Source organism: Methylobacillus sp., from assembly GCF_036844465.1.
GTDB lineage: Bacteria > Pseudomonadota > Gammaproteobacteria > Burkholderiales > Methylophilaceae > Methylobacillus.
Genome location: NZ_DAIUFW010000005.1, coordinates 224,189 through 234,538, shown reverse-complemented (window position 1 = coordinate 234,538; position 10,350 = coordinate 224,189). Strand labels below are relative to the sequence as shown.

Below are 10,350 nucleotides of genomic sequence, written 5' to 3'. Positions count from 1 at the left end.
GCAGCGGATTGAAAATCCGCGTGTCGGCAGTTCGATTCTGCCCCTGGCCACCAATATAATCAACGGGTTACAGGTTAATGACTTGTCACCCGTTTTTTGTTGCCTGCTCCATGTCACCAGTATGTCACCGAGTTTTTGCAATCCACAAAAGAAAACCGCCGGAACTGTCACCAGCGCCAGCGGTTCTTTTTACGAGTCAGAAAATTCCCTTTTTATGGACTGTAAAAACTCCCTTTTTATCGGGTCAGAAAATTATCCCTATCCATCCTTATCAGCCTTGAAAATAATCACCCGCTGCCCCTTGGCGTTGGCTTCGTTCATCTGTGCTTGCTGCTCTGATTTAGGGCTATCCTCATAAATCACCACCAGCGGCGGCAGTTCATCCGGCTGGCTGGCTTGTTCCAGTGCAGCCAATCGTTGCTTTATCGTGGTCATATAAATTCCTCCATTAACTCGGGGTCACTTTCACGGAACACCTTCCGCCCGTTGCGCTGTAACTGCTTCAATTCTTCATCTGTGCAGGTGTCGCTCACAATAAAAGGCAGTTCTGACAGCGTGCCAGTGCGCGTCTGCTCTAGTGCCTTCAGCCGTTCCTTAATCGTTGCCATCTTTCATCCTTTCCAGTTCTGCTATACGGCGTTCCAGTTCGTCTAATTCCTTGATGCGGGCCAGTGCGCCCAAGCCACCCAGCAGGGCCGCGCCTTGTCCGGGGGCCAGCGTTCCATCGGCTACGGCTTGCACTATGGCCACACCTTGAGCCGTCATATCACCATCAGGCAGCGCCAGCGTTACCGGCTGTTCTATCGCCTTCATCGTCGGCAGCACACGCTCCAGCAACAGGCGGGCGGCTTGCGTGTCGCCTTCCTTGGCCTTTTCAACTAACTGCCCGATGATTTCCGGCAGGTGTGCAGCTATGCCTTGCCTTAACCGTGTAACCTCTCCGATACCTGGCGGCCTTCCGTTGGGGTTCCCTGATTCGCCAGCTTTCCAGCGTCCCCGCTTTTTCTGCTCTGTCATTCCTGTTTTTCTCCTGTTCTATCAAGTGCCTCGAGTACGTCCCGGCAATTCCGCGCCATGAAAGCCACGCCACCAGCACAGCGGATACGCTCAAGGAACAAACTTTGCTCTGGCCGTAGCCTGCCCTTGGCGGCCTTCACCTCCACGCCCAGCAGGCGGCCATCCTTCATCTGTCCCAGCACATCGGGGCAACCCTTCCAGCCGAACCTTATAAACCGTTTACCGATTCGCGCGGCTCCCGAGTTCATGCGCTCACACCACGCAACGGCAGGGTGTGCAGATAGCGCCTGCAAAACCTCTCGTAATGCTCCAGCCTCTGGGGTTTCGTTCTTACGTTCCACGGGCAAGTCATCGCCAAATAAATCACTCATGGCATACCTCCCGTTTTCTTTCCCGTTCCCGTTCCCGCTGTTCCCCCCTTATATAGGGGGGGGCGGGAATCGCGGGAAAACCCGAACAATCCCGAAACGGGAAACTTCGGGAATCGCGGGAAACTTCTGAAACCCGCATGGATAAAGCCTTGCAGCCGGATTGACCTTTAAAATGCACTCTTTGGAGCTTCCCGTTTTTTCCCGTTTTCTTTCCCGAAATGTCCCGTTTTGCACTTTCAGGATTTCGGGAAGATTCAGACTATCCATAGCCAGCCCTCCCGATGTTCCAGCAGTCCTCGGGATACCAGTCCACTGATTGCGGATTGTGTGCGCTCTGTCTGGCGCTTGGTTTCACATGGCAGCCTGTCCCTCGTTTTGGCTATAGCATCTTCCAGCCTTATGCACGGCCTCCCCGCTGGTGCGCCAGCTTGTCCGAATGTTGGCGAGTTCTTGAAAACATCCTGTAGCGCCTCCCAGATGATTTTTTGATTCCCAGACTTTGGCGGCAGGGCGCGGCGTATCTCTCGGCCCATACCATCGGCAGGGATTGCCACGCATGAAGTGATTTCCTCTCCGTCATCATCGTGGCCCACTGGCACCACGTGAAGCGCGAAGGGAAACGCCTCCCCGGTCATATCGTCTTTGGACTTTTGCACCTTCCATTCTTTGAAACCTTCCCCGTTAATCACCTCCACGGCGCTATCAAGGGCAGCGTATAGGCTGGAATGGCCACGTAACCCGGCGCTGGCGTTCTTGCCCGTATGGTGTACCAGCAGCACCAGCCCGCCCGTCATGCCTTGCAGTTGCTTTGCAGCGGCAATCAGGCGGCCCATGTCGGCGCTGGAGTTTTCATCAGCCCCCGGCGCGGCGCGGTTCAATGTGTCGATAATCACCAGCCCATTACTACCCCCCTCGGCATTGATTGCCCTTGCAAGGTCTGGCACGTCATCGCTTAACAGGTCGAAAGGCTGGGTAATAAATCGCAGGCAGTCAGGGATTGGCCTGTCATGGTGCAGCGTCCATGCCTTCGCCCGCTTGCCTAAACCCGCTTCACCCTCTAAGCAAACGTAGGTCACTGGCGACTTAATTACTCGGCGACCAAACCACTCATAATCACCACCAGCAACAGCGGCCCCCATGTCGAAGGTTAAGAAACTCTTACCGCTACCGCTGGCCCCATAGAGGGCGGCTATCCCCTCTGCAGGCAGCACACCACGTACCATCCAGCGCATGGGCGGGGCGTTGCATAGGTCGCTACCGGTTAGCAGCTTAAAGCGCATTGCAGGGCTTTTAGCGCGTTCCAGCAGTTCAGCTAACGCCTCGGCCCCAGCCTCTTGCAGATAGTCGTTTGCGTCATAGTTGGCGGGCTTCTCGGCTGGCATCTCTGCCCATCGGCCCGAAACCTCGGCGGCTATCTCGGCGGCTTGGCTTTCCTTGCCCTTGTCTGGTACCACCACCAGCAGCGCGGCGGGGTTCTGTTCGCGTATCGCCTTGGCTACGGTCAATATACGCCCAGCCCCGAAACTCACAGCGGCGGCGGCTCCAGTCGCTTGATTGATAGCCCATGCTTGCCCGATGCCTTCGCAGATATAAGCGCGGTCTTTTATCGCTCCAACAGTGAAAAAGCCATCATTGAACGATGCGCCGGGCAGGTTCAGCTTGTCGCCCTTGTCAGGTGGAATGAATTGCAGCGTTTGCAGCTGTTCGCCCTCCCAGCATGGCACCGCCAGCCATCCGCCCACATTTTGGCCACGGATGATTAACGGCTCGGCAGTCGCCGGATATACTCGCAATCCGTCCGGCTTCCCCTTTTTCCTGCAAATATAGCCATCAGCAGCATCAGCAGGGATGCAACGGCCCCATATTTCGGCGGCTTTAGTGTCTGTGGCTTGCGTAGCGGCCCTGTGGCGCGTTTTCTCTGTCTTACCTATATTCTGATATGGCTTGGCATTTTTTAATCGCTCTGTGCGCGTTTCTGTCCATCCATTTTCCTTCGCCATACCGTACAAGGTCGCCTCTGTGACTGCTCCAGTATCGTTAAATGATTTCCAGACAGCCCGGCAATCGTTCACGCCTGAATAGTTGCCAGCGGTTGCGCTCCAGTCGTGGAAGTCATCAAAAGACAGCCCGGCAGACTTAGCGGCCATGCCTGCCCGTATCCAATCCTCCCGGCTGCTCCCAGCATCGATATGGAATAACGCCTCTCTGGCGCGGTCTATGTCATTCATGGGCGGCCTCTCCGAACACTTCACGGATAACCTTTGGCGGCAGGAAATAGCGGCTTATGATGCGCGATTGACAGTCAGCCGATGGTGCAGGCAGGTCATGCGATTCAACGGGCCAGCCCAAACCCTTCAGGATGAAAACAACAGCAGACAAACGCCAGCTACCTGTTATCTGCTCGAACTCGGGATGTGTGAAAGTCTGGCCATTAAGCATCATTGAGAGGCAACGGGCCGGAAGGGTGTTCGGCGTTGGGAAAATAGGGTTAAAATCCGGTTCTGGCAGGAATGAAAGTTGCACCCCGGATGATGCTTGCAGGCTGTCCGGGGTTTTCATTTTGCGCCACCCTCTAACAGTTCACGGATTGCGGCTACTGGCCACGCAAGGCGGCCATTGATACGCACCGGGCGAATTGGGCCATTCTCAAGGCAGGCCCATGCCCGCAAGGTCTGGCCTTGGCGGTTTAGATAATATGCAGCGGGTGCTGTCGGAACCGTGGGGCTGGTTACTTGCTCCAGCGGCGGGTATTGAATATTGGCGGTTTTCATTGCGTACCTCGTTTTGTTGTTTACGAGGCTTCACAATCTTTTACCGCTAATTTTTTAATGATGCGGCGGTATTATGGCGCTAGGTTTAATGCGGCTTTGCGGGTAGGTGTCTGGTATCTGTCCGGTATTATGGCGCGGTATTTGGGCCAGTATATAAATAATCGGCTTTATCGCGCCATTCTTTCTGCCAATCTGGCAGTCGAACGAATACAGCATTAAGTTGGCTTTCTCTGACTCCCCTGTCATGAAGTGCTACGGCAATTAAAGCGGGGTTCCATGTTGCTGGTGCCTTCCCTGCACTGCCACGCGCAACACGGCACTCCTCTAACCATTTAGGCGGTGCGCCCAGATTCTTGGCCCACTTGTCGCGACTCCAATACAATCCATCAAATGCGTTGGCAATTCTTGGCGATGGTAAACCGGATTTAGCTTCCACTTTCGCGGCTGGCGTGGGTGTTGCTTGTTCGTCGCCAATGCTGACAATCCGTGGCGCAATTCGATTTAAGTCTGCAACCATAACGCGCAGATGGTCGCGGGTTCGTTCGATATATGGAAAGTAAACTATATTCCCATCGTAACTTTCAGCATATTGAATCCGTGCGCTGCCTTCCGCTTCGATTTCAAATAAATGGCCAGGCGGAATTACCAGCAACCCGGCCTTAAAATCTTCGTTGGCTTGCTCCATTGCGTTATACATTTTCACAAAGCCAAACGCCGCACAGATTTTTATCTGCCCCATTACCCCGGCCCTAAGAATAAGGGCAGGCTCTATATGTCGCTCCGTCTTGTTGCTCAAATATTGCGCGGCCTCGGCCAGTGTTAAATATCCCATCTTTGCACCCCTTCCGTGTGCTGCCTTCAATCAGGAAACCGCGCCATGCTGGTGAAGGTTCCAGCAGTTCGGGAGCTACCCTAGGCGCGGCTTAACTTTTACCGTCAGGCGGCGGCGTTGCCCTTCACTAACTGCAAGCCTGTTTTCACTGGTACAAACTCAACCCCGGCCTGCTCCAGTATCCATGCCTCGATTTTCACGTGCCACATACGCAACAGGTCAAGCGGGCGGCGGATATAGTTCTGTTCTCTCACACCCTGTGGTGCGTGGCCCTGTATCTGCGCTGAAATGCCAGCGGGAACCTCTATCCACTCGCACAGGCTGGCAAAGCTACGGCGCAACCCGTGCAGCGTCACATCGACACCAGCAACAGCACAGGCTTTATGATGCGCTGCCCTAGGTTCCTGCAAGCGTCCGGTTTTGGCTGTAAGGCTTGAGAATACCCATCCATTCCGGCGCGGCAATGCTTGCAGCAGGTTCGCCACATAGGGCGTTAACGGGATAATCCGCTGCCCTTCCACCTTGTCTTTAATCGTTATGCTGTTCCACTTGAAATCCACATCATCCCAGCGGATGGAGGCTAGTTCGTTGCGTCTGGCTCCAGTAAGTAATAAGGTTTGCAGATAGGCGCTAATGACGGGGTTCTGCATCTGGCGGATAGCATCAAACCATGCGGGCAACTGTTCGCGCTGTAATACATCGTTCTTAGGCTTTGGCTTGCCTAGGCTCTCACGGGCGGCTTTACTTTGCGCGGCGTTGGATTTAATCAGGGCCTTATACTCGGGATTACTGGCACACCAAAACAGAAACGCCTTCAATAGTCGTAACGATAGGCGGGCGCGGGTCGGTCTTTTCGTGGCCTGTTCCTCGGCCCATGCCTCCACCACTTCCGGCGTTAAATCAATCAGGCGGATGTTGGCCAGTGGTGCCAATGGCCCCGGCTCTGTCAGTTTGGGGCTACGTTTCCTTTTCTCTCCACCGGCCTGCATATCCTTCACGTGGTCGATATAGTGGCGCTCTGACCATTTCGGCTTACGGGATTTAATGTATTCCTTCCACGCCATCGAAACGGTTACAGCTTCACGGGCGGCCTGTTCTTCAATGGCAACGGCGGCGGCTTCCTTGGCCAGCCTTGCGGATTCCCTTTCGGCGTTCGCCTCGGCCTTCACTTGGCGCGGGTCGTTTCCTTGGTCTATCAGTATTTGAAGGCGGCGGGCTTCGGCCTGTGCATCTGGAATGTTCCATACAGCCACATCCCCGATAGTCAGGCGCATGGACTTGCCGTTAACCTTGGCCTGAAAGATATAGGACTTAGCCCCGCCAGCGGTTGCGATGATTCCCAGCCCTTTGACTTCAGCACACCATAGATAGGCGCGGCTTTTATCTTTGGGGCAATGGAAGGCTGCAATGCGCCCCGCTGTCAGCTTGTGCTTTGTCGCCTTGATTATCTGTCCCATGTTCGGCCCCCTTCGCTCTCATGTCACCAGTATGTCACCATGAAATGAGTATAACGAGGAACACTAATCAACACAAACAAAACATGATATATCTATAAACTAGTGTTTTATATGGGATTTAAGATAAAGCAGGAATGACAATCAACAGGGATAAATGCCATTTTGTGAGGATTGAAAATCCGCGTGTCGGCAGTTCGATTCTGCCCCTGGCCACCAAGGAATATCAAAGGGTTAGCTTCAGAGATGAGCTAGCCCTTTTTTCGTTTTCTGGCATTTTTCTGGCAAATTCCTGCAAAGCATTGCGCGCCAAAGCATCCTCTTGGTATTACTTCACTGCGAGCTTCCTCGCTTTACAAAAAGACGCGCCATATGTAAATAGAGATGTTGAATGTCATTACGTTTGTTCTTTTTAGGCGCATTTGGCTAGGTTGTTGTAGCAATTTTCGGGAAATTTGATACATGACTATCCTCGTGACCGGCGGTGCTGGTTTTATTGGCAGTAATTTCGTTCTCGACTGGCTGGCGCAGTCGGACGAGACTGTCATCAATCTAGATAAGCTGACTTATGCGGGCAACCTTGAGAATCTTGCCAGCCTGCAAGCGGACGGACGGCATATTTTCGTGCGGGGCGACGTGGGCGACCGTGTGTTGGTGGATGGGTTGCTGGCTGAGCACCGCCCGCGTGCAGTGCTCCATTTTGCGGCCGAGAGCCATGTGGACCGCTCCATTCACGGTCCCGAGGATTTCATACAGACTAATATTGTCGCTACTTTCCGGTTGCTTGAAGCGGCACGGACTTATTGGAGTGCTTTGCCCGTGACCGAGCAGGTTGATTTCCGCTTCCTGCATGTCAGTACCGACGAGGTGTATGGCGCCCTGAGCCCGGATGATCCGCCCTTTGCCGAAACCAACCGCTACGAGCCCAACAGCCCTTATAGCGCCAGCAAGGCCGCCAGCGATCACTTGGTGCGCGCCTGGCACCATACCTATGGTATGCCGGTATTGACTACCAATTGCAGTAATAATTACGGACCCTATCACTTCCCCGAGAAACTCATCCCGTTGATGATTGTGAATGCGTTGGCAGGCAAACCGCTGCCGGTTTATGGCAATGGCTTGCAGGTACGGGATTGGCTGTATGTGAAAGACCATTGCAGCGCCATCCGCCGCGTGCTGGAGGCGGGTGCATTAGGAGAGACCTACAACATTGGCGGCTGGAATGAAAAGCCGAATATCGAGATCGTGCAGCGGGTCTGTGAATTGCTGGACGAGATGCGCCCCAAGGCGGATGGCAGCAGCTACAAGATGCAGATCACGCATGTGGTTGATCGGCCTGGGCATGACCGGCGCTACGCTATCGACGCGCGCAAGATCGAGCGGGAACTGGGCTGGAAGCCTGCTGAGACCTTCGATACCGGTATTCGCAAAACCGTACAATGGTATCTGGATAACCCTGCCTGGGTGGAGCATGTGCAGACCGGTGCCTACCACGACTGGGTCGCCAAACAATACGAGGTTGCATGAATATCCTGCTGCTGGGCAAAAATGGGCAAGTTGGCTGGGAGTTGCAGCGCAGTTTGGCTGTGCTGGGACAAGTCACCGCCCTGGATTTCGACAGCAGTGACTATTGCGGCGATTTCTCCAACCCAGAGGGGGTGCGTGATACCGTGCGCGCGTTGCGGCCCGACGTGATCGTCAATGCAGCCGCGCATACCGCTGTCGACAAGGCCGAGAGCGAGCCGGAATTGGCGCGGCTGCTCAACGCGACCACGCCCGGTGTGTTGGCCGAGGAGGCCGGGCGCCTGGGCGCATGGCTCGTCCACTACAGCACAGATTACGTGTTTGACGGCAGCAGCAGCAACCCATGGAGGGAAACCGATGCGCCTGCCCCCTTGTCTGTCTACGGCGCGACCAAACTGGAAGGCGAGCGGGCCATTCAGCAATCGGGATGCCGTCACCTGATCCTGCGTACCAGCTGGGTTTACGGCGCGCGCGGCGGCAATTTTGCCAAGACCATGTTGCGCCTGGCGCAGGAGCGCGAGCGACTCACGGTGATCGATGACCAGTGGGGAGTGCCCACCGGCGCCGACCTGCTGGCGGATATCACCGCGCATGTCATCCGCCATTTGCAGCAGCATCCGCAGGACGGCGGTTTGTATCACTGCGCCGCGAGCGGCGAAACCACATGGCATGCTTATGCCGAGTATGTCCTTGCCTACGCAAGGCAAACGCAACCAGCGCTTCATTTAAAAGCTACCGAAATCGCGCCTGTGCCTACCAGCGCTTTTCCTACACCAGCACAACGGCCGCACAACTCGCGGCTGGATACCACCAAGCTGCAAACTGCCTTCGGCCTGGTGCTGCCGCCCTGGCAGCAAGGCGTGGCGCGCATGCTCACTGAAATTCTTTGACGGTATTGACGACGATGACAACATCACGCAAAGGCATTATCCTCGCGGGCGGCTCGGGAACCCGGCTGCATCCGGCGACACTGGCGATCAGCAAGCAACTATTGCCGGTCTACGACAAGCCCATGGTCTACTACCCGTTGAGCACGCTCATGCTGGCGGGTATCCGCGATATCCTCATCATCAGCACGCTGCAGGACACGCCGCGTTTTGAACAATTGCTGGGTGATGGCAACCAATGGGGTCTGCACCTGGAATACGCCGTGCAGCCCAGCCCGGATGGATTGGCACAGGCTTTCCTGATCGGCGAACAGTTTCTGGGCGATGCGCCCAGCGCCCTGGTGTTGGGTGACAACATCTTCTACGGCCATGATTTCCACGAACTGCTGCACCACGCACATGACCGAGCCGAGGGAGCCAGTGTCTTTGCCTATCATGTGCATGATCCCGAGCGCTATGGCGTGGCCGAGTTCGATGCAGCGGGCAAGGTGCTTTCGCTGGAAGAAAAGCCTAAGGCGCCGAAGTCCAGCTATGCCGTTACCGGCTTGTATTTCTACGACAACCAGGTGGTCGAACTCGCCAGGCAGCTCAAGCCTTCGCCGCGCGGAGAGCTGGAAATTACCGATTTGAACCTGCTATACCTGCAACAAGGCAGGCTCAATGTTGAAATCATGGGTCGTGGCTATGCCTGGCTCGATACCGGCACGCACGAAAGCCTGCTGGAAGCCGGGCAGTTCATCGCCACGCTGGAGCACCGTCAGGGCCTGAAGATCGCCTGCCCCGAAGAAATCGCCTGGCGCCATGGCTGGATAGACAGCGCCCAGCTCGAACGCATGGCCCAGATGCTCGCGAAGAACGGCTATGGCCAATATTTGCAACGGTTGCTGAAAGGAAAGGTATATTGATGCGCGCCACCCGCTTGGCTATCCCTGATGTCGTCTTGATCGAGCCCAGAGTGTTTGGTGACGCACGTGGTTTTTTCTTTGAGAGTTTTAATCAGCAGGCCTTCAACGAAGCGACTGGTACTTGCTATCAATTCGTGCAGGACAACCATAGCCGCTCTGGCAAAGGTGTGTTGCGCGGCCTGCATTACCAGATTCAGCAACCCCAGGGCAAACTGGTACGTGTCGTACGCGGCAAGGTGTGGGATGTTGCCGTGGATATCCGCAAAAGCTCACCTACTTTCGGGCAATGGGTCGGTACTGAGTTGAGCGATGAAAACCAGCGCCAGCTATGGGTGCCGCCGGGCTTCGCGCATGGTTTCGTGGTGCTGAGCGAAAGTGCGGACTTTCTGTACAAAACTACTGATTACTACGCGCCGTCGCATGAACGCTGCATAGCCTGGAATGACTTGCAGCTTGCCATCCAATGGCCGTATGCGGGCGAACCCAGCCTGTCGGCCAAGGATGCGCAAGGCGTCCTGTTCGCAGATGCAGAGGTGTTTGCCTGATAAGGCTTCTGGCATCCTCTGCGAACTGGATCTGGCATATTCAT

General features: G+C 55.3%; 13 protein-coding genes. 5 read left to right on the top strand and 8 right to left on the bottom strand.

Annotated elements, in window-relative coordinates:
* Nucleotides 1-258 precede the first annotated feature (258 nt).
* The 8 genes from V7Z75_RS09005 to V7Z75_RS08970 all read right to left on the bottom strand — a co-directional run bounded on the left by V7Z75_RS09005 (nt 259) and on the right by V7Z75_RS08970 (nt 6,448).
* Nucleotides 259-435, bottom strand: coding sequence for a hypothetical protein (locus V7Z75_RS09005; protein WP_334108283.1), 177 nt, complete (start codon nt 433-435; stop codon nt 259-261).
* A complete protein-coding gene (locus V7Z75_RS09000) occupies nt 432-608 on the bottom strand; it encodes a hypothetical protein (protein WP_334108282.1) in 177 nt (58 codons plus the stop codon). Before V7Z75_RS09000 ends, V7Z75_RS09005 begins: the two co-directional genes overlap by 4 nt.
* Nucleotides 595-1,017 (bottom strand): DUF5681 domain-containing protein, encoded by a 423-nt coding sequence (locus V7Z75_RS08995; RefSeq protein WP_334108281.1) that lies wholly within the window; start codon nt 1,015-1,017, stop codon nt 595-597. Before V7Z75_RS08995 ends, V7Z75_RS09000 begins: the two co-directional genes overlap by 14 nt.
* A complete protein-coding gene (locus V7Z75_RS08990) occupies nt 1,014-1,388 on the bottom strand; it encodes a VRR-NUC domain-containing protein (protein ID WP_334108280.1) in 375 nt (124 codons plus the stop codon). Before V7Z75_RS08990 ends, V7Z75_RS08995 begins: the two co-directional genes overlap by 4 nt.
* Nucleotides 1,389-1,642: 254 nt before the next feature.
* Nucleotides 1,643-3,616 (bottom strand): AAA family ATPase, encoded by a 1,974-nt coding sequence (locus tag V7Z75_RS08985; RefSeq protein ID WP_334108279.1) that lies wholly within the window; start codon nt 3,614-3,616, stop codon nt 1,643-1,645.
* A complete protein-coding gene (locus V7Z75_RS08980) occupies nt 3,609-3,947 on the bottom strand; it encodes a hypothetical protein (protein ID WP_334108278.1) in 339 nt (112 codons plus the stop codon). The genes V7Z75_RS08985 and V7Z75_RS08980 overlap by 8 nt, the downstream gene beginning before the upstream one ends.
* 339 nt (nt 3,948-4,286) lie before the next feature.
* On the bottom strand, nt 4,287-4,991 hold the full coding sequence (locus tag V7Z75_RS08975; protein WP_334108277.1) for a hypothetical protein: 705 nt from the start codon (nt 4,989-4,991) through the stop codon (nt 4,287-4,289).
* Between the two features lie 104 nt (nt 4,992-5,095).
* Nucleotides 5,096-6,448 (bottom strand): tyrosine-type recombinase/integrase, encoded by a 1,353-nt coding sequence (locus V7Z75_RS08970; RefSeq protein WP_334108276.1) that lies wholly within the window; start codon nt 6,446-6,448, stop codon nt 5,096-5,098.
* A 134-nt stretch (nt 6,449-6,582) separates the two neighbouring features.
* Between V7Z75_RS08970 and V7Z75_RS08965 the strand changes: the two genes are divergently transcribed.
* Genes V7Z75_RS08965 through rfbC form a run of 5 tightly spaced genes read left to right on the top strand, consistent with a single transcriptional unit; the run spans nt 6,583 to nt 10,306 of the window.
* Entirely contained in the window at nt 6,583-6,861 is a 279-nt protein-coding gene (locus V7Z75_RS08965; RefSeq protein ID WP_334108275.1) for a hypothetical protein, read from the top strand.
* A 46-nt stretch (nt 6,862-6,907) separates the two neighbouring features.
* Complete coding sequence (rfbB, locus tag V7Z75_RS08960; protein ID WP_334108274.1) at nt 6,908-7,972, top strand: dTDP-glucose 4,6-dehydratase; 1,065 nt, start codon at nt 6,908-6,910, stop codon at nt 7,970-7,972.
* The gene (gene rfbD, locus V7Z75_RS08955) at nt 7,969-8,859 is read left to right on the top strand and encodes a dTDP-4-dehydrorhamnose reductase (RefSeq protein ID WP_334108273.1); all 891 of its coding nucleotides are present in this window, start codon (nt 7,969-7,971) and stop codon (nt 8,857-8,859) included. Before rfbB ends, rfbD begins: the two co-directional genes overlap by 4 nt.
* Before the next feature lie 14 nt (nt 8,860-8,873).
* Nucleotides 8,874-9,761, top strand: coding sequence for a glucose-1-phosphate thymidylyltransferase RfbA (rfbA, locus tag V7Z75_RS08950; protein WP_334108272.1), 888 nt, complete (start codon nt 8,874-8,876; stop codon nt 9,759-9,761).
* Nucleotides 9,761-10,306, top strand: coding sequence for a dTDP-4-dehydrorhamnose 3,5-epimerase (gene rfbC, locus V7Z75_RS08945; protein ID WP_334108271.1), 546 nt, complete (start codon nt 9,761-9,763; stop codon nt 10,304-10,306). Before rfbA ends, rfbC begins: the two co-directional genes overlap by 1 nt.
* The last annotated feature ends 44 nt before the right edge of the window (nt 10,307-10,350 follow it).

Bases quoted from the DNA above. Each gene is read 5' to 3' on its own strand.
- V7Z75_RS09000 (WP_334108282.1), bottom strand. From the start codon at position 608: ATGGCAACGATTAAGGAACGGCTGAAGGCACTAGAGCAGACGCGCACT.
- V7Z75_RS08980 (WP_334108278.1), bottom strand. From the start codon at position 3,947: ATGAAAACCCCGGACAGCCTGCAAGCATCATCCGGGGTGCAACTTTCA.
- V7Z75_RS09005 (WP_334108283.1), bottom strand. From the start codon at position 435: ATGACCACGATAAAGCAACGATTGGCTGCACTGGAACAAGCCAGCCAG.
- V7Z75_RS08995 (WP_334108281.1), bottom strand. From the start codon at position 1,017: ATGACAGAGCAGAAAAAGCGGGGACGCTGGAAAGCTGGCGAATCAGGG.
- V7Z75_RS08975 (WP_334108277.1), bottom strand. From the start codon at position 4,991: ATGGGATATTTAACACTGGCCGAGGCCGCGCAATATTTGAGCAACAAG.
- rfbD (WP_334108273.1), top strand. From the start codon at position 7,969: ATGAATATCCTGCTGCTGGGCAAAAATGGGCAAGTTGGCTGGGAGTTG.
- V7Z75_RS08990 (WP_334108280.1), bottom strand. From the start codon at position 1,388: ATGAGTGATTTATTTGGCGATGACTTGCCCGTGGAACGTAAGAACGAA.
- V7Z75_RS08965 (WP_334108275.1), top strand. From the start codon at position 6,583: ATGACAATCAACAGGGATAAATGCCATTTTGTGAGGATTGAAAATCCG.
- V7Z75_RS08985 (WP_334108279.1), bottom strand. From the start codon at position 3,616: ATGAATGACATAGACCGCGCCAGAGAGGCGTTATTCCATATCGATGCT.
- rfbA (WP_334108272.1), top strand. From the start codon at position 8,874: ATGACAACATCACGCAAAGGCATTATCCTCGCGGGCGGCTCGGGAACC.
- V7Z75_RS08970 (WP_334108276.1), bottom strand. From the start codon at position 6,448: ATGGGACAGATAATCAAGGCGACAAAGCACAAGCTGACAGCGGGGCGC.
- rfbC (WP_334108271.1), top strand. From the start codon at position 9,761: ATGCGCGCCACCCGCTTGGCTATCCCTGATGTCGTCTTGATCGAGCCC.
- rfbB (WP_334108274.1), top strand. From the start codon at position 6,908: ATGACTATCCTCGTGACCGGCGGTGCTGGTTTTATTGGCAGTAATTTC.